This window comes from Variovorax sp. LjRoot84, from assembly GCF_964254305.1.
Classification (GTDB): domain Bacteria; phylum Pseudomonadota; class Gammaproteobacteria; order Burkholderiales; family Burkholderiaceae_C; genus Variovorax.
Map to the genome: position 1 here is coordinate 877,252 of NZ_CAXUTE020000002.1, position 16,604 is coordinate 893,855.

At 64.4% G+C, this 16,604-nt stretch carries 16 protein-coding genes; 6 read left to right on the plus strand and 10 right to left on the minus strand.

Annotated features, from left to right (window positions below):
- Nucleotides 1–14: 14 nt before the first annotated feature.
- Both ACSQ9I_RS34865 and ACSQ9I_RS34870 read right to left on the minus strand, forming a co-directional pair.
- Nucleotides 15–887 carry a c-type heme family protein gene (locus tag ACSQ9I_RS34865; RefSeq protein ID WP_436292855.1) on the minus strand — a complete coding sequence of 291 codons (873 nt, stop codon included), beginning with the start codon at nt 885–887 and terminating at the stop codon, nt 15–17.
- Nucleotides 888–948: 61 nt separating this feature from the next.
- Nucleotides 949–1,908, minus strand: coding sequence for a hypothetical protein (locus ACSQ9I_RS34870; protein WP_436316548.1), 960 nt, complete (start codon nt 1,906–1,908; stop codon nt 949–951).
- 356 nt (nt 1,909–2,264) lie between these two features.
- Here ACSQ9I_RS34870 and panD point away from each other — a divergent pair, with 356 nt between their 5' ends.
- Nucleotides 2,265–2,660: an aspartate 1-decarboxylase gene (gene panD, locus ACSQ9I_RS34875; protein WP_436316549.1), complete on the plus strand. Its 396-nt coding sequence runs from the start codon at nt 2,265–2,267 to the stop codon at nt 2,658–2,660.
- 591 nt (nt 2,661–3,251) lie between these two features.
- Entirely contained in the window at nt 3,252–3,635 is a 384-nt protein-coding gene (locus ACSQ9I_RS34880; protein WP_436316550.1) for a hypothetical protein, read from the plus strand.
- Between the two features lie 410 nt (nt 3,636–4,045).
- Here the strand turns inward: ACSQ9I_RS34880 and ACSQ9I_RS34885 are convergent, their stop codons facing one another.
- From ACSQ9I_RS34885 to ACSQ9I_RS34905, 5 genes are read right to left on the minus strand one after another with little or no spacing between them, the layout of a single operon-like run.
- Nucleotides 4,046–5,074 (minus strand): YeiH family protein, encoded by a 1,029-nt coding sequence (locus ACSQ9I_RS34885; RefSeq protein WP_436316551.1) that lies wholly within the window; start codon nt 5,072–5,074, stop codon nt 4,046–4,048.
- A gap of 22 nt (nt 5,075–5,096) precedes the next feature.
- Nucleotides 5,097–6,302, minus strand: coding sequence for a cystathionine beta-lyase (metC, locus tag ACSQ9I_RS34890; protein WP_436316553.1), 1,206 nt, complete (start codon nt 6,300–6,302; stop codon nt 5,097–5,099).
- Nucleotides 6,303–6,309: 7 nt separating this feature from the next.
- On the minus strand, nt 6,310–7,302 hold the full coding sequence (locus tag ACSQ9I_RS34895) for a Bug family tripartite tricarboxylate transporter substrate binding protein (RefSeq protein WP_436316554.1): 993 nt from the start codon (nt 7,300–7,302) through the stop codon (nt 6,310–6,312).
- A gap of 40 nt (nt 7,303–7,342) precedes the next feature.
- Nucleotides 7,343–8,944, minus strand: a complete 1,602-nt coding sequence (locus ACSQ9I_RS34900; protein ID WP_436317108.1) for a rhodanese-like domain-containing protein — start codon at nt 8,942–8,944, stop codon at nt 7,343–7,345.
- Between the two features lie 35 nt (nt 8,945–8,979).
- Nucleotides 8,980–9,570, minus strand: a complete 591-nt coding sequence (locus ACSQ9I_RS34905; protein ID WP_436316555.1) for a hypothetical protein — start codon at nt 9,568–9,570, stop codon at nt 8,980–8,982.
- 104 nt (nt 9,571–9,674) lie between these two features.
- On the opposite strand from ACSQ9I_RS34905, the gene ACSQ9I_RS34910 reads away from it, so the two are divergent.
- Complete coding sequence (locus ACSQ9I_RS34910) at nt 9,675–10,409, plus strand: LysR substrate-binding domain-containing protein (protein WP_436316556.1); 735 nt, start codon at nt 9,675–9,677, stop codon at nt 10,407–10,409.
- Nucleotides 10,410–10,465: 56 nt separating this feature from the next.
- Here the strand turns inward: ACSQ9I_RS34910 and ACSQ9I_RS34915 are convergent, their stop codons facing one another.
- Nucleotides 10,466–12,205 (minus strand): hypothetical protein, encoded by a 1,740-nt coding sequence (locus ACSQ9I_RS34915; RefSeq protein WP_436314384.1) that lies wholly within the window; start codon nt 12,203–12,205, stop codon nt 10,466–10,468.
- A 429-nt stretch (nt 12,206–12,634) separates the two neighbouring features.
- Here ACSQ9I_RS34915 and ACSQ9I_RS34920 point away from each other — a divergent pair, with 429 nt between their 5' ends.
- Entirely contained in the window at nt 12,635–12,937 is a 303-nt protein-coding gene (locus tag ACSQ9I_RS34920) for a hypothetical protein (protein ID WP_436316557.1), read from the plus strand.
- A gap of 148 nt (nt 12,938–13,085) precedes the next feature.
- On the opposite strand, the gene ACSQ9I_RS34925 is transcribed toward ACSQ9I_RS34920, so the two are convergent.
- Nucleotides 13,086–14,047, minus strand: a protein-coding gene (locus ACSQ9I_RS34925) for an IS5 family transposase (RefSeq protein WP_436316558.1) whose coding sequence is annotated in 2 segments (ribosomal slippage) — nt 13,086–13,543 and nt 13,543–14,047 — 963 coding nt in all. Because the reading frame shifts where the segments join, the coding sequence is not laid out codon by codon here.
- A 192-nt stretch (nt 14,048–14,239) separates the two neighbouring features.
- Between ACSQ9I_RS34925 and ACSQ9I_RS34930 the strand changes: the two genes are divergently transcribed.
- Nucleotides 14,240–14,605 (plus strand): ArsR/SmtB family transcription factor, encoded by a 366-nt coding sequence (locus ACSQ9I_RS34930; RefSeq protein WP_436316559.1) that lies wholly within the window; start codon nt 14,240–14,242, stop codon nt 14,603–14,605.
- Between the two features lie 10 nt (nt 14,606–14,615).
- The gene (locus ACSQ9I_RS34935) at nt 14,616–15,101 is read left to right on the plus strand and encodes an SRPBCC family protein (RefSeq protein WP_436316560.1); all 486 of its coding nucleotides are present in this window, start codon (nt 14,616–14,618) and stop codon (nt 15,099–15,101) included.
- 566 nt (nt 15,102–15,667) lie between these two features.
- Here ACSQ9I_RS34935 and ACSQ9I_RS34940 read toward each other — a convergent pair.
- Nucleotides 15,668–16,540 carry an MBL fold metallo-hydrolase gene (locus tag ACSQ9I_RS34940; protein ID WP_436316561.1) on the minus strand — a complete coding sequence of 291 codons (873 nt, stop codon included), beginning with the start codon at nt 16,538–16,540 and terminating at the stop codon, nt 15,668–15,670.
- Between the last annotated feature and the right edge of the window lie 64 nt (nt 16,541–16,604).

Genomic DNA, 16,604 nt, shown 5'->3' on the forward strand with positions numbered 1-16,604 from the left:
ACGCGCGGTGAACCTCAGGTGTCGAGCATCTTGATGGCGTGATCGAGGCTGTGACGCATGCGCGCGAACGATTGCGCCAGCGTCCCGATTTCGTCACGCCCATGCGTCGCGAATTCCGGGACATCGAGCTCGCCCAGGCTGACGCGGTTGGCCAGCTTCGACAGCGCCGTCACCGGTCGGATCACGAGCAGGTAGAGCATCAGGTTCAACACGATGCCGATGGCCACGAAAATGCCGATGAGCGAAGCCATGAAGACCTTGAAGGCCTGCTCGGCGCGCGCCAGCGGCACCGCCATGGGCACCGACACCACCTGTGCGCCGATCACTTCATTCAACTGCCAGCCGAACCCGTTGGCCTGACCGTACTTGTCGATCAGCGTGCGCGGCGCTGCCTCGACCGTGCTGTGGCATACCAGGCAGGCGGCGTTCGTGATGCGCAACGGGCGCGCGATGTAGAGCGAGCGCCCGGTACCCGACTCGCGCTCGCCAACGAACTCCTTCTTGTCGGCCTGGGTGCGAAAACGATTCACGATGTCGGCTTCCCAGTCGGCCGCCCGATCGCGCGGGTTGGTCGGATTCAGGGTCGCTTCCTTGTAGGTGTAGTCGGGGAAGCTCTTGGCCAGCGTCGCCAGCACTTCGGTGGCGGAGTAGGCCGGCACCGTCTGGGGCAGGAAGGTGTACTTCATCTGCGTTTCGAGCAGCGGGCGGATCTGGTCGTTGGTGTAGGTGCGTATCGCCACCGCCTTTTCCATCGTCAGGCGCGCGTGGTTGAGCACTTCCTCCTTGGCGTTGCTTTGCAGCAGGTCGTAAGAAACCTTGCCGGCGCCGACCACGCCGGCGACGAAGACGACCAGGAAGATCAGGTTGAACTTGAATAAGAGGCGCATGTGGTTCTCCAGTCCTGGCTGTCCGTAGTCGCTGAGTTGCGGCTGGACACGCGGCGGTTCACTATGGTTTACCCGAGCCGGCGCCGGTGCCCGCCGCTGCGGCCGCAGCGGCGGCGGCGGCCCGGGCGGCCTGGCGCGCGGCCTCCCGCGCGCGCCGACGCTCGGCCTCTTCGGCCAGGCGGCGCGCATAACCCTCGGGGTCTGCATAGGGTTCCCATTCGGGATGCCGCGCCAGCTCGGCCTTGGCCGCCGCGCGGAAGCTCAGGTCGGCGGCTGCACGCGAGCGCCACAGCGGCAGCAGCGGCAGACGCAGCGCCGGTTCGGTGCGCAGCCAGGCGGCCACATCGGTGTAGGCGATCTCGCCGAGCGCTTTGGGCGCGACATTGCGCTTGGCGAACTGCTCGCCGCGCGCCGGCAGCCGGTCGCGGAACTGGCGCGGCACCTTGGCCAGGAACTCGGGCGCGGCACGCCGCGCGACCGTCGGTGTGGCACCTTCACGCCGTTGTGCGAAGTCGCCGCCGGCCAGTTGGGAGATCGTCTGGGCGCCATCGCGCAGCGTCAGCTTGGCGGCGCCGCTTTCGACGAACACCTCGTATTGCGCGCCGGTCGTGTAGACAACGGTGTTGGCGGCTTGCGTCGCGATCTCGAAGGTGGGGCTTGCGTAGCCGAAGGTCCCGCTGCTGCTGGTCTTGAGCCAGCCCTGGAGCAGATACAGCGGCGGCGCCGCGAGCCCCTTGCCAACGCGAGGCCGCATCATCAGCCGCGTCGATTCACCGATACCGACAAGGACGCCCCCGGGAAGTTCGATCTGGGCGAAAGCGCCGGGCGCTGTCTCGATGATGTCCTGCTCATTCAACGCCACGCCCTCGGCCAGCGCATAGCGCGTGGTCTGGCGGATCAGCGTGGCGCCGCCTTCGACGATGCCGACGACGCTGGTGGATTGCGCCCAGGTCAGCGACGACGCGAGCAGGCTCGCGATGCACAGCAGGAAAGACCCGAACGATATCTTGGTGAGCCGCAAGACGTAACTCCCCTGGCATCATTGAATCTGGTTGTCAACCAATGTGACAGCACCATGTTACCCAAGTCCCCCCGCGCTGCGTTCGTATTTTTCCGAACTGAAGTACTACATCAGAGGGGGTAGCCCGACGTCGATTGCGGCGCTACTCGAGTCGCTTGCCATCGCGTCCGCCGGCTCGGAGAATTCCTTCCTGCACCTAGGAGTCCGCGCGGCAGAAGTTTTTCTGCGCGGAGGTGAACCCCGCGTTGAGTTCGTGCACGGCGAGGAAGCGTTGGCGCTGCGCCTTGGCTGATGCTGAACGTCCTGGGCAGGGTCTACTTGGCCTGCCAGAGGCGAGGGGCACACGTGCCCCCACAATGGGGGCCTCATGTGACCATCTCCACCGCGCCACCGTCACCGATTGCGAGCTTCACTACGAGGGCTCCTGCGCCATCGACGAAGACCTGCTGGAGGCCGCCAACCTGGCGGAGAACGAGCAGATCCATGTCTGGAACATCAACAACGGCGAGCGCTTCGTGACTTACGCGATCCGCGGCCAGCGCGGCAGCGGCATCATCTCGCTCAACGGCTCGGCCGCGCGCCGCGCCTCGCTGGGCGACCTGGTCATCATCGCCGCCTTCGGCCTGGTGCCCGAGGAGCAGGTGCGTGGCCACCGGCCCAAGCTGGTGTTCGTGGACGAAGCCAATTTCATCAAGGAAGAGCGCGCCCACATTCCGGTGCAGGCCGCCGACGGCGAAGCGTTCGCGGCCTGAGCGCGGATTCCGCGGCGTCCGGCCGCTCCCGCTTCCGCGACGCCATCCCCCTGCACGAGCTGTGTGGGCTAGAGGGCAAGGCTTCGAATACCGCGTTGCGGCTGGATACCGCTCGCCAATAAGGCTCAGGAGCCGGCAGCGGCGGCGTCGATGAACCTCAGCAGATCATGGAGCCCCGGCCCGAACTCCTGCGTGTCGACTCCCGCAAGGAGGACCAGATCACCAGGTGCCAGATCCATGTCGTCCCCACGAAGCGTCCTCACAGGGAGCTTTCCATCCAGTGCGTCGGACTCCCCGGCACACAACACGACGATCGCGCATTCGTGGGGCGCGTTTCGGCCCATGGCCAGGTCGCCACGTCGAAATGGCCGCCGCTCACCCTCCCTGCGGAAACGAAGTCTGGGTAGCGCCATCTTGGTTGGGGAGGGATGGGTTGGGGTCATGTACGTTCTTTGGGGTCAAGTGCAGCCGAAGTCTCGGCTGCATTCAAGCGAATGGGAATCCGCCAAAGGTCGCGCTCCAGACGGTCCGCAAGTTCGGAGGCGCAGCTACCAGAACCTCCAGAACGGCCGCCCCGCGCATGAGACACGCATGCTCGCCGATGTCGACCGCGCGCGCCAGGCGACGAAGCAGCTCGAGGGCGACCTTTCAAAGGAGCAGCAGCGCCGCGTGCGCGGCGAGGAAGCCGCGGCCGAACTGCTCGACGCCGAGCGTCAGGCGCTGCGCGATGCACAGCAGTCTGCCCGGCAGACCGAACGCGCCCTGCGTGATCAACTCGCCGCCCAGGGCATCGCACTGGCGCAGGCCCAGTCGCAAGGTTCGGCGCTGCAGCAGCGCCTGGACGACCTCCAAGGGCAGTTCGATGAAGAGAAGAGATCGCATGACGGAACCCGTGCGCTGCTCGCCGGTGCGCTGGCGGCAGTGCGCAAGCCAAGAGGGGTACGCAAGCCCTCCCCTGGCGCAAGCGAAGCGTAGCTTGCAACACCCACGCAGCGGATCGATGCGAGAAAGCCCCCGGGGCTCGCGCCCCGGGAGTAAATCCACCAAGAGGGGTGGAGGAGACAACCGGTTCAGCTTGGTGCGTCTGCAAAGCGATCGCGCCGAATGCACAGGCTACGCAAGCCGCGTGCCACCATGCTCACATTTTCTGTGGCTGTACGCATTGCTGAAATCTTCTTCGATGACAGCGGAAGTCAGGGCGCCGAGCCCGCTTGCAGCTTTGGCGCGCGGCCAGATAGGCTCCTGCGCCCGAGTCATATTCGAGATGCGATAGCGGCTCGCAATCGAGAATTGGACGGTCTCGAGATTGATCCCGTGCAGGTCCGATGGCGGTGGCCTGAGGGGCGCGCTCATCCGATTCGGAGAGCCGTGGCTGCGTTCGGCACTCACGGCCTAAATACCCACAGATAGGCCAACACGACGCCAGCAAGCCACAAAGTGGCGACGATCATCAGCGCCATGGGACGCCAGCCCAGCTTCACCAGTTCCCCCAATGAGGTTTTGATGCCCAGTGCCGAAATGGCGACCACCAGACAGGTGCGCGAGACCTGACCTAACACGTCAGTGACCTCTGGCGTAACGAAGCCTGTACTGTTGACCAGCACCAGGGCGACGAAGCCCACTAAAAAAAATGGCAGTAGCGGCGCCCGCCGGCCCGCGCCTGCTGCTGTGTACCCACTGCTGCGCCGCCAGTAGAAGGCCAGTGCGGCCACGACTGGCACCAGCAGCGTGACGCGGACCAGCTTGACGATCAATGCGACGTCTCCGGTGGGATGCGACAGCATCAGCCCCGCGCCCACCACTTGGGCAACGTCATGGATGGTGCCACCCAGAAAAATGCCAGCGCTGGTGTCGCTGAACCCGAGCTGCTGGGCCAGCAGCGGATAGACAACCATGGCGAGGGTGGACAGCCCTGTGACGCCCACCACGGCCACCAAGGTGTGGCGCTCGCCATCTTGCGACTTTGGCATCACCGCCGACACGGCAAGCGCGGCCGACGCGCCGCAGATGGACACGGCCGCGCCACACAGCAGGCCGAAGTCTGTCCGCAAGCCCAGCCGTCTCGCCAGCCAGGCGCCCAGCACGATCGTGCTGGCAATGCTTAAAACGGCCAGCGCCAGCGGTCCGGCGCCCAGTTGTCCGATCTGCGACAGCGTGATGCGCGCGCCCAGCAGGGCCACGCCGATGCGCAACAGCGATTTGGCGCAGAACTCGATGCCGGGGCGGCAGCGTTCGTCCTCATGCAGGAAGTGGAAGGCCAGTCCGAGTAGCAACGCGTAGAGCAGTTGCGGCCCACCGTAATGCTCGGAGAGGAACGTCGCGCCCAGCATGATCAGCAGCGGCGCGGCTACGCCGGGCCACAGGCTTCGGGTCCCGGCAATCCAGGGGTGCGTGAGGGCGCGGACGCCAGACATGCTGATCACTGCTGTCGAAGCTTCAGGAGGCCAGTGCGGCAAATCCCTGCGCCAGGTCGGCAATCAGGTCAGCCGGATCTTCCAGCCCGACATGGAGCCGGATCACCTGTCCGCAGCCAGACCAGTCAGCCACACTGCGGGCGCGATTCATGTCTGCGAGCGCGACCAGGCTTTCATAGCCGCCCCAGGACGCGCCAATGCCGAACAACACGAGACTGTCGATAAGTCGTTCGGCCGCATCACGACGGTAGTCCGGCTGAAGCTCGAAAGAAACCAGGCCGTTGCTTCCCTTGCAATCCCGCTGCCACAGAGCGTGGCCCGGATCGCCGGCAAGGGCCGGGCAGAACACCCTGCCCACTTCGCTGCGCGATTGCAGCCAGTGCGCCACCTGCAGACCGTGGTTTTCATGCATGGCCAGGCGGGCGGCCAGACTACGCGCGCCTCGCAGCACCAGCCAGGCATCGTCAGGACTCACGGTCATTCCAAACGCATCACAGCGTTCCGCCACTGGCTGCCAGGCCTGGCGCGTGGTAGCCACTGTGCCCATCATCACGTCAGAGTGGCCCGACAGGTATTTTGTGGCCGCCATGATGGACACGTCCGCGCCCAAGGCCAGCGGCCGGTATTGGCAGCCCGAGCCCCAGGTGTTGTCTGCCACCAGCAACGCGCCGCGTGCCTTCGCCAGCGCGGCCAGGCGAGGCAGGTCACACATTTCGTAGACCAGCGATCCCGGGCATTCGACGTAGATCATTCGCGTACCAGCCTCGAACTTCTCTTCGACATCGCTGCCGTCGGCCGCGAAAAAAGTGCAGCGGATGTTGTACCGCGCGAGAAAGGAGTCAGCCAGATTGCGAGCCGGCTCGTAGACGCTGTCCGACATGAGGACATGGTCACCGGGCTTGAGGTAGGACAGCAGCGTCATGGCGATGGCCGCCAGACCGGTAGGCAACAGGCGCGCGCGCCAGCCGCCTTCCAACTCGCAGACCAGGTCTTCGAGCGCGAACACCGTAGGCGTGCCGCGGGCCCCATAGGTGAACAAGCGCTCGCCGTCGCGCCTGATGCGCAACTCCTGTTGCTGCGCCACGCTTTCAAACAGCACGGTGCTGGCCCGCACCAGCGGTGGGTTCACAGGACGCCCACCGTCGTACTGCGGCTGCTTGGCGGCGTGGACCAGCCGGGTCAACGTAGAGCTTGCGCTCCCTGGGTTTGAGAGAAATGGCTTGCTCATGCAGGTGCTAGTCCAGACGGGCGCCCGAGAGCTTCACGACGCGCGACCAGCGGGCAATGTCATCCTTCAGCTGTGCGGCAAAGGCGGCAGAACTGTTGGCAACCACGGCGCTGCCGCCGTCGGTGATCAGCTTGGTGACTTCGGGCGTGTTGAGTGCTCGAACGATGCTCCTGTTGAGATAGGCAACGCGATCGGGCGGCGTGCCGGCCGGAGCAAAGAAGCCGTACCAGTCTTCAAAGGTCGTGTTGCGGTAGCCCAGCTCTTCCAGCGTGGGCACCTTCTCGAACACACCGATGCGGCGCGGACTGGTCACCGCCAAGGCGCGCATCTTGCCGCTTTGGATGGAGCCGGCCACCGATGCGGTGGAGGTAATGAGCAGGTCCACCTGGCCACCCAACAGGTCGGTCATCGCTGGGGCTGCGCCCTTGTACGGAACATGGGTCATGGTCATCCCGCTGTCCTTTTCCAGCACCACGCCCACCAGGTGCGAGAGCGTGCCATTGCCAGGCGTGGCATAGGTGACGCGACCAGGTTGCGCCTTTATTTTTTCGACCAGATCGGCAATGGTTTTGAGCGGTGAGTTGCTGGCCACGACCAGCACCAACGGCGCGGCATTGATCTGGGTGATGGGCACAAAGTTCTTCAACGGATCGAAGCCCGGCGCGGCATAGAGCGAGGGATTCACGGCCATCAGCGACACCTGTCCCGTAAGAACCGTGTAGCCGTCGGGTTTGGCCTCGGCTACAGCCTTCGCGCCGATGTTGCCGCCGGCGCCCGCGCGGTTGTCCACCACAGCGGACTGGCCAATGATCTCCGGGAGGCGACTGGTCACGAAACGCGTGCTGGCGTCATTGCCGCCGCCAGGCGGAAACGGGGAGACGAACTTGATCGGCTGGTTCGGAAACTCGCCCACCTGCGGCATGGGCTGGGCTGATGCGCCCTGCAGGGCACACAGGCTCCAGCAGAGCGAGGCGGCGGTGAGTTTGATCTTGGCAAGCATGGCGGTCTCCCGTGAAGTGAAGGGAAGTTGACGGAGGCGATCAAGCGGAAGGTGAGGACGGGTGCGGCGGCAGAGCGGGCGGCAAACGAAACGCGCCCAGTTCCAGCGCGTCCAGTTGGCCCACCAGGTTGACCTCCCAGGCGAGGTACTGGCGCGCCGCCTCCTTGTTGCCGTCGTGCCGGTCGTGGACGAAGAACAAGAAATCGATGCAATCGCTGTCGGGAAGCGCGCCGTCACCGGCGCGCAGTGGCAGCCCCGCAGCTTGCCAATTCGCCGTGCCGCCTTCGAGCAGGCTGGCGTGCAGGCCGAGCTCCGCAAGGTCAATGGCCGCGCAGCCCGCTACCGCGGGATCGTCCGCAATCAGCACCACCGGCCGCTGCTCGCCAGCCAAGGCGGCGGTCAGGTGCGGACGGATCGACCAACGCGTGCCTGCAATGTGCCCCTTGCGAAACTGCATGCTGGGCCGCAAGTCGATGGCGGCCACGCCGCGCCCGGCCAGACCCGCAGCCAATGCCTTCGGGCTGATGGACGGCAGCGGCGGCAACGGCGCAATCTCGGCCGGAGGCAGCGCGAGTCCGCTGTCCAGGTCCTGGTCCAGCACGCTGGCGTCATGACCCATCTGGCGCAACCAGCTCGCCACCGTACGGGCACGAATACCGTCCGAATCGAACACCACCAGCCGGGCATGGCGCACACCCAGGTACTGGTCGTTGGCCTGCATCAGTTGGCCGCCCGGCGTGTGCTGGGCGCCGGGCAGGCTGCCCTTGGCGAATTCTTCGGGCGTGCGCACGTCGCACAAAAACAAGGTGCGCCGCGGATCGACCGCCCACGTGCGCACGGTGGCCGCGGTGACTGAAGGCACTTCGAAGCGCCGCGCCAATGCACTGGCCGCTGCCTGCATGGCGCTTTTTGCGGCGGGTTCGTCCGCATTGCCGTAGCGGCGGCTTCCCCCATGCTCCAACGCCAGGTCGGCCAAGTGCCAACCTTGCGTGCCGTTCTCCAGCGCGAACACCGGGTTGGGCAAACCCAGATTGATCAGCGTCTGCGCGCCGATGATGCTGCGCGTGCGCCCTGCGCAGTTGATCACGATGCGGGTCTTCTCGCTCGGAACGAGGCTGCGGATGCGCAGGGCCAGCTCGCCGTTGGGGCAATTGATGGCCGTCGGGATGTTCATCTTCTGGAACTCGGTGAACGGCCGTCCGTCGAGCACCACGACGTCTTCCTTGCGCTCCAGCATCGCCGCCAGATCATTCGCGCTGACATGTGGCGTGCGATAGACCTGCTCGGCCAATTCACCAAAGGTCTTGGATGGAACATTGACGCCGGCAAACAGCGGAAAGCCCGCAGCCTGCCAGCCCGCCGTGCCGCCACGGAGCACATGGACATCGGTGTAACCCAGCGCTACCAGGCGCTGCGCAGCTGTCAACGCAACGCCATCTCCGCCATCGTGAACGACAAGGCGCACACTTTTGCGCGGCGCCAGGCGAGGAGCCTCGATCTCCAGCCGGCTATAAGGCAGGGAGATGCCGTAGAACAGGTGAGCTTGGCCATACTGGCCGTGCTCGCGCACATCGAACAGCGCTATCTCGTGCCCGTCGTGCAGCCAGGCCTTGAGCGTGGCCGCTTCTACCCAGGATGTCATTGCAACTGCGAGGGTTGGCGCGTGGTCGGGCGCGTTCATGAGCGTCGGGTCGGCACGCCGATGGACATGGTCTCGCAGGTGCCTTTTTCCATGTCGTAGGCGGTCCGCGCGTTCAGCGTCTCCAGCGCGCGGCCATACATGTGCAGGTGGCGGATGACCTGGCCGACCGGGATCTCCACGGAGTGGATGTCATCGGGCATCAACGCGATGCCGGTGCCGGGTTCTACCGTCATGGAGCCGGTCTGCTTGAGTTGAGCCTTGCCCGGCGCCGAGCCATCGTCTTGGCGCTCATAGAGGCGGTTGACCTCGGTCCCTTCCACCGCGCTGATACAGGCCCAGGTGGTGTGGTTGTGGGGCACGATCCGCTTGCCTGGGCGCATGACATTCAGGTAGAGCGCGAAGCTCTGATCAGCGTCTTCGGCAATCAGGTAGCGAGCCTGCAGTTCACCGCCTTGGGGCGCGGCGAACTCACTGGCGCTCCACAACTCTTTGCGCGCCGCGAGCTGGTTGAGGGCAACCAGCACCGCGGCCAGAGACTCGCGCGTGGGTTCGCCATTACCAACAGAATCTTTAATGTTTCGAATGCTGTCCGCAACCGCTTGTTTGCGCTGCTCTGCTACGCTCATGAAGGTTTCCTAAGTGAAATAAGGCCTGACTGGACTTACTTTAGGCAAACCAATTACGCCCAACAAGCGAGAAGCCAAAGCAAATACATTAGACTTATTAATATATGGACACCCTGGATCTGGAATTACTCAGGGCCTTGGTGGCCATTGACGAGCAAGACAGCTTCGCCGCCGCCGCTGTGCGCCTGTCCAAAACGCAATCCGCGGTGACGCAGCAAATGCAGCGGCTGGAGGACCAGATCGGCCGCCCGCTGTTTGAAAAGCACGGACGCCACAAACGCCTGACGCCACATGGACAAAAGCTGCTGGAATATGCGCGGCACCTTTTGACCATCAATGACGAGGCTCTGCGCAGCTTGCAGCAGGGCCACCTCGAAGGCGTGCTGCGCATAGGTGCACCGCACGACGTGGCCGACACCATGCTGCCACCGCTGCTGGCACAGGTGGCGCGCGCTTCACCGCTGCTGCAGTTGGACATCCAAGTGGGCCGAAGCCCCTTCCTCATGGAGTCGCTCAAGCGCGGAGAGATCGACATGACGATCTCCAACCGCCACGACGCCACGCTGGAGGGCGTGGTGTTGCGCACATCGCCAACCGTGTGGCTGTGTTCGGCCAACTATGTGCATGACCGCGTCAAGCCGCTGCCGCTGATCCTGGTGGAAGGACCCAGCGTGTTCCACAAGATGGCACGTGAGGCGCTGGACGCCGCCGGGATCCGCTGGACGGCCAGTTACACCGCCTCGAGCTTGATAGGTATCAAGGCTGCTCTGCGTGCCGGCTTGGGCGTGACTGCGCGCGGTGTCGAGCTGGTGGGTGCGGACCTGCGCGTGCTAGCCTGAATTTCCACGCAGGGTAGTTGACCTAACGCGGTGGCCTGTTCGTCAGGTGCTGAGGGTTACGCCGACATGCGCAGAGAGTAGCCCTTCCACCAGGGGATGGGGATCGCAGTATTGAGCAGTCCGGAGGCGAGGACGATGGGCAAGTGGGCGCGGCGGTGAAAGTGGACGTGGACCTCGGAGTCGGTGACCGAGACGTCGGCGGGAGTGTCGATGAGGTCACGGAAGATGTGGCGAGCCTGAGCATCGGCATAGCCGCGCATGCGACGCGCGAGCAACCGGTACAGGCCGCTTGCGACGACCAGCAGCGCCATGTCGAAGTCCACCTTCATGCCCACCGCCGATGACAGTGCGTCCATGTGGAAGAAGCGCACGGCGTCGGACAAGGCGTTCTCGATCAACATGCGCTGGGCATAGCGGGTCAGCAGCTTGGCGTGAGAGCTGTGAGGGTCGTTGGTCAGCAGGATGGTGGGCTGCTCATGGCCGAGGTCGATCACGAAGAGCTGACGCAAGGTGGCCCCGGCCAGGCGGATCGATTGCTCGAACACGCGCGGGGTCTTGTACTTGCGCGCGGGCACATCCAGCGTGACACGGCGCCAGGCCGAGGCGGGAAGATCGGCCACCTCCTGCAGCAGCGCCGCCGAGCGGCGACGCAGCGTGATGAAGGTGATGCCCAACTGATCCAGACGCGCCAGGTGGGCATAGGTGGTCAGGCGCGAATCGAACACCAGGTGCCGCGGGAGCGCGCCGTGCTGGCGCTTCCAGAACTCGATGAAGCGGAAGATCTCTTCGGCCTCCTCACCCTTGCGCAGATCGGCGTTGGAGTAGCAAAAGGCGCGGCCGCTCGCGTCCTGCGCGAGGAAGGCCAGCACACTGGGCTGGGCGCGGCTGCGCGCGGACACGAAGTGGCGCTGGACCTGGGGATCGTCGCCGTAGTACGGCACTGAGTGGAAGTCCAGGTTGAAAGAGTGGGCGTCGAACAGTTGCTCGTCGGTGACGGCGCGGTGCCAGGCCGCCAGCAGCGCGACGGTGCGCTCACGCTCGACCCGCGAGGAGTACTCGCACAGGTAGCTCTTCTTGGGGATGACGTTCAAGCCGCAAAACAACGCCAGGCCCGGATCGGTGACCAAGGCCATGACATGGCTCTTGCGCTCGATGGACCACAGCTTGAGCGCGAGCGCGCAACGCAGGGCGTGAGACGAGGGGATCATCCTGGAGCCCGGCAGCTTGGCGCGCGCGGCGATCTCCTCGAGCTGCAGGCGCACCAGATCGGGCAAGAACAGGAACAAGCCACCGCAGCGTGTGGTGAACTGCGTGCCGGGCTGTAGCGCGAACTCGCGCACGTCGGCCACCGCCTCAGCGGTGGGGCCCAGATGCTCAAGTCGCTCGTCGTCGCCGCGCCGCGGCAGCGGCGCGAAGCCCTCCTCGCGCAGCACTTCGCGCACGGCGGTGGGACTCAAGGGCGTGCCGTGCTCCTTGAGTGCCTGACTGATCTCGTAGACCGAATGGTTCTGCTTGCGCAGGGCCACGGCCAGGTCGTGGGCCTTGGACTTGAGCGGCTGGGTGCGTGGACCGGGACTGGGAGAGTGGAAGAACTGCGGATCGGGATCGCGGCGGAACTGATGGCACAGCACGCGGAAGGATCCGGGGGTGTAGCCGAAGGCGCGGGCGACCTCGTGGGAGGGGCGGTCTTCGACGAAGAAGGCGCGCAGCGCTTCGTACTGGCGCTGGCGGGGATGGGAGGGCTCGGCGAAGAATCGTCGGATATCTGTTAGATCTTTAGGTACGCCTATACCCATACGTGCATTGTGCTATATGGAGAATGGCGGTGTCAACGACAATCCCATCGGTACCCATCAAAGATCGGGAACCTCAAGCTGCATGCGGCTTGGCGAGAGATTGGCGTGGACTGGCACAAGCAATGCAGAAATGCCAACGGCCCCGCGTGGGGCCGTCGAGATGATGGGGTAGGCGCACCAACTGCTAACGCTGGAGGGCCAGGCCCCTCCGCCAACACAGCAGAAGCGGTCTGCTCCTATCGAGCAGCGTTACCCAAATAGTGGTGCGTGGAAATCCAGGCTAGGCGAAAATGACGGTCTACCCCGCCTTCCCGACTTGGCCTACCACTTGTTCATCCGCAAGAACGTCATCAGTCCGCGTACCCGCAAGGTGTTTGACATGCTCAAGGCGAACTTGGGGTTGATCGGCAGTGCGGCACTTTGAGAAGATTGCGAATTTTTCTCCGACACCGCAGGAACAATGACTCGCTGGTGCTAGCTGATGGCAAGAACAGCGAATGGACGCCGCATGACCTGCGCCGAACCGCCTCCACGATGAGGCAGGCGCTGCGCGTCAGCCCGGACGTGATTGATCGCTGCCAGAACCACGTGTTGCCAGGCAGCAAAGTGCGCAGGCACTATCTGCATCATGACTACGCCGAAGAAAAGTGTGAGGCATGGCAGCGACTCGGTCAGCGCATTGACGCCATCTTGACGGCCAACAACGTTGTGCCGCTGCAGCGGACGGCTTAGGGCAACGCTGAAAAAGCCGCCGATTTGATTGGTTCATCGGCGAGGGGTTTGCGCATTGCGGGATTGAGGGCCGGAGAGGAGCGATTTCGAGGCGATTGGGCGCCATGGGTGCCCGCGCAGGGGCGCTGGGCGCCCATTGTGGACGCACTCATGCCATGAGGCCCTGACGCGCCAAGTAGATGTTGGCCAAGCTCAGGGCCACGAACGAGCGCGTGGCGTTCTTGGCCAGGCCGCGGTAGCGCACCTTGGTGAAACCCCACAGCCGCTTGACCACCGCGAAGACGTGCTCCACCCGAGCCCGCACCCTGGACTTGTTGCGGTTCTTCGAGCGCTCGGCCTCGTCGATCTCGCCGCCCTTGCGCGCGCGCTGGTTGGTGAAGTCACGCGCCCGCGGCGCCTTGGACTCGACCAGCGACTTCTGGCTGGCGTAGGCGCTGTCACCATAGACACGCTGCTCGGTGCCATGCAGCAGATCCGGTAGCGGGTGCTTGTCATGCACGTTGGCCGCCGTGACCACGGCGCTGTGCGCCAACCCCGTGCGGCTGTCCACGCCGATGTGCATCTTCATGCCGAAGAACCATTGCTGGCCCTTGCGCGTCTGGTGATCTCGGGGTCGCGCGCCTTGTCGGCGTTCTTCGTCGAGCTGGGCGCACCGATGATGGTGGCGTCCACGATGGTGCCCGTGCCCACCTTCAGGCCCCGGGCCTGCAGCACCTGCCCGACCGTGGCAAACAGCCGCTCGCCCAGTTGATGCTTCTCCAGCAGACGACGAAGCTTCAGCAACGTCGTGCCGTCGGGCACGCGCTCTCGGCCCAGATCAATGCCCACGAAGCCGCGCAGTGCCGTGCTGTCCAGCAGCGCCTCTTCACAAGCCTCATCGGCCAGGTTGAACCAGTGCTGCACGAAGTACATCCGCAGCATGCGCTCCAGGCCCACTGGCGGGCGGCCGTTGCCGGCCTTCGGGTAGTGCGGTTCGATCACCTCGCACAGTGCGTGCCAGGGAACGATCTCGTTCATCGTCGCAAGGAACACATCGCGCTTGGTTGCTCGGCGGTACTGTTCGAATCCGGCGCCTTGATCGGCTGCTGCGGCAAGGGTTTGTTGCTTCATCCAGCTACAACGCAACGACGCAACGACGCAAGGGTGGTGGACTTTTTTTAATTCCGAAGCTACGGGCCTGGGGATCGCCGAGTCGATTGAATCTGCATCAAGATGGGATCGATTTGGGGGAAGGCGGCCGGCAGCGCAGCGCGCGCTCGGCCTCCCCTTGCATGCCGCCAATCCGTGTGTATACTGAACTGTATGGTTCAGTATAGCCGGGCCCGCTTCGATGCCTCGTTCGCCGCGTTCTCGGACGCCACCCGACGCGGCGTTCTGGAGCAGCTCGGAGGTGCAGACGCTTCAATCACGGACCTTGCCGAGCAGTTCCACATGACCCTCACGGGCATGAAGAAGCATGTCGGCGTCTTGGAGGAGGCGGGGCTCGTCACCACGGAGAAGGTCGGGCGCGTGCGGACCTGCAAGCTCGGCCTGCGCCGACTTGAGGAAGAGGCGGCATGGATCGAGAGGTACCACCAGCTCTGGGACGCCCGCTTCGACGAGCTGGACAAGGTTGTCGAGGAACTGAAACGGAAGGAGAAGGTCGATGGACGCAAGAAGAGAGAGTGAGCCTACCCTCATGAAGAACCGCACGACAGTGGAACGGAAATCCGAGCGTGAGCTAGTCGTTACGCGAACCTTCAACGGCCCGGCGCGCATCGTGTTCGAGGCGTGGACCAAGCCCGAGCTGCTCAAGCGGTGGTGGGCACCGAAGTCGACAGGCGTGTCCCTGCTTTCCTGCGAGGCGGATGTTCGTGTCGGGGGCAGGTACCGTTTCGAGTTCGGCCACGAAGCCTCAAAGCCTATGGCGTTCTTCGGTAGGTATATCGAAGTGACACCGCACTCGCGCCTCGTCTGGACCAATGACGAAAGTGACGACGGTGCCGTCACCACGGTGACCTTCGAGGAAAAAGGTGGCAAGACGCTGCTGGTCTTGCACGAACTCTATCCCTCGAACGAAGCTCTCGACGGTGCCATCGTCGGGATGGAGGGCGGGATGCCCGAGCAGTTCGAGCAATTGGACGAGCTTCTCGTCACCCTGAGCGCGAGCGCGGGACGGTCATGAAGTCGTCGATCTCGCGGTGGGCCGCCTGGCTCGCCGCCGGCGGTGGGACCGTGTTTGACGGTCCGCGCGAAGTGCCGGGCGGCGGGTTCAGCCATCGCAGGCTGGTGCATGACAGCTATCAATGTCCCAAGTGGTTGGAATATGAGTGCGTCCACAATGGGCGCCCAGCGCCCCTGCGCGGGCACCCATGGCGCCCAATCGCCTCGAAATCGCTCCTCTCCGGCCCTCAATCCCGCAATGCGCAAACCCCTCGCCGATGAACCAATCAAATCGGCGGCTTTTTCAGCGTTGCCTTAGACAGGAGCCGCGGAGCCGCGGCAATTGGGCCGCAGCGACGCCACCACGGGTATACCTGGCAGCGTGAAGCCCACTCGGCCGCGACGCAGTCGCTGCGTGTCCGACAGCCTGGTGCGCAGTGAGCGTTTTCAGACTCAATGCGCGGGGGGGCCGAGCCGTTGCAGCATAGCTACGTCAATAGCATTCGTTTCGGCCAAGGGCGTACACGAGATCGGGGCGAAGACGCAATCGAATACCCCCCCCAAAGTCCTTCTGCCGCCAACGCGTGTTCACAACCGGTCCACGGGAATCTTCAGATAGGCGGTGCCGTTGGCATCCGAAGGCGGCATGCGGCCGCCGCGCATGTTGACCTGCACCGACGGCAGCATCAGCGTCGGCAAAGCCAGCGTGGCGTCGCGAGCTTGGCGGCGCGCAACGAATACCGCCTCGAGTACGCCGTCGCGCACATGGATGTTGTCAGCGCGCTGTTGTGCGACAGAGGTGATGCAGGTTGCCTCGCGGTGCGCGGGCGGGTAGTCGTGGCAAAGGTAGAGCACTGTCTTCAGCGGCAGCGTCAATAGGCGGCGGATCGAACGGAACAAGGTGGGCGCGTCGCCGCCTGGGAAATCGCAGCGGGCCGTGCCCACGTCGGGCATGAACAAGGTGTCGCCCACAAAGACGGCATCCGGGCCGCCCCCCGGATCCGCGATGCGATACGCCACGTCAGCTGGCGTATGACCAGGCACATGCATCGCCTGAGCCTGCAGTCGGCCGATGGAGAAGAACTCGCCATCGGCGAACAGCCGGTTGAACTGCGAGCCGTCCACAGCCATGTCGTCGGCGTTGAAGACACCGCGGAATTCACGCTGCACCTCGGTGATGCCCGCGCCGATCGCCAGCGCGCCGCCGAAGCGCCGCTGCAGCCAGGGCGCGCCGGACAGGTGATCCGCATGGGCATGCGTCTCAAGGAGCCACTGCACCCGCAGGCCGTGCGCATCGATGTGCGCGGCAACGGTCTCGACCGGACGCGAATGGGTGCGACCGGAATTCTGGTCGAAGCCCAGCACCGGGTCGACGACGGCACAGACGCCAGCGCCGTCGTCGACCACATGGGAAAACGTGGCGGTGGACGTATCGAAGAAGGATTGAATGGAGAGGCTCATGGAAGTCTCAGCAAGAAGCAGTATTTTATATAATGATATATATTTCATTCAATAAAACATGGTG